This window comes from Synechocystis sp. LEGE 06083 (assembly GCF_015207725.1).
GTDB lineage: Bacteria > Cyanobacteriota > Cyanobacteriia > Cyanobacteriales > Microcystaceae > Synechocystis > Synechocystis salina.
Window position 1 is genome coordinate 1 of record NZ_JADEWJ010000466.1, and the last position, 1,143, is coordinate 1,143.

Genomic DNA, 1,143 nt, shown 5'->3' on the forward strand with positions numbered 1-1,143 from the left:
CCCACCAACAATGGCAAAACAACCGGAGCCAGCCCATCGCTCTGGGGGCTTAGCCGCAAAATTCCTGGCCCTTTCCAAAACCAGCCAGTTGTTAATTGCGGGGGGCATAGTGATTATTATTGCGGCCCTGACGGTGGCGGTGCTTAACCTGGGCCAAGGTAATGGCGAACAAAACCAACCTTCCTCCAGCCTGATTGATTTGAGCGTGGGGCATGGTTGATTTCACTAACCTCAATAGCTTGGCCGCCTCTCTTTTGGTGGAAACCGGTTTCAGACTGGGCCTCCGGCAGGCGGTTATTTGTCCTGGGTCCCGTTCCAGTCCCTTAACGGTGGCCTTGGCCCGCCATGGAGGTATTGACTGTGTAGTTAGTTTGGATGAACGTTCCGCTAGCTTTTTTGCCTTGGGCCATGGCAAACGCACAGGGCAACCAGTGGCCTTAGTGTGTACTTCCGGTACAGCGGCGGCCAACTTCCTACCCGCAATTATTGAAGCCCATTACAGTCAGGTGCCTTTGTTGGTGCTAACTGGCGATCGCCCCCCGAGATTGCGTCATTGCCGGGCCGGGCAGACCATTGACCAGACCAAGCTCTATGGCCACTACCCCCAGTGGCAAACGGAGTTGGCATTGCCAGAGCCCAACATGGACTATTGTCATTATCTGCGGCAAACGGCGATCCATAGTTGGCAAAAATGTTTTTGGCCTGGGTTGGGGGTGGTGCATCTCAATTGCCCCTTTGATGAACCTCTGGTGCCCTTGGAACATGGCCTAGAGTCCCTACAAAACCTAGCTGGAGAATTTAACGAGGAGCATTTTTATCGGGGGCTAACAACGTTTGCAGCAATGAATCAGGGAGAAGCGATTTCCTTGCCTTCCAGTTCTGTTACTTCCGCTTTTTCCTCGCCCCAACTGGACTTCAGTCGATTGGGTTTGATCCTGGTGGGAGTTCTGCCCGGTGGTGAAACCCCTGCTTTGCTGACAGATATTTTGGCGATCGCCAGAGCGTTGCATTATCCCGTACTGTGCGATGCCCTTTGCTCTTTGCGTAACTATGACGATGGCCAGACCGCTTTAATTACCAATTATGACTTTCTGATCCGTTGCCCCCGTTGGGCAAAACAGTTAGTGCCAAAGCAAATTATTC

Annotated in this window: 1 protein-coding gene and 1 pseudogene; both read left to right on the top strand. The window is 52.7% G+C overall.

The annotated features are described in order from the left end of the window. Positions 1 to 220: pseudogene (locus IQ219_RS19790) on the top strand (serine/threonine-protein phosphatase); the annotation flags it as partial. After that, positions 213 to 1,143: 2-succinyl-5-enolpyruvyl-6-hydroxy-3-cyclohexene-1-carboxylic-acid synthase (gene menD / locus IQ219_RS19795; protein ID WP_194073760.1), on the top strand; the 931-nt coding region annotated here is incomplete at its 3' end. The pseudogene IQ219_RS19790 and the gene menD, both read left to right, overlap by 8 nt.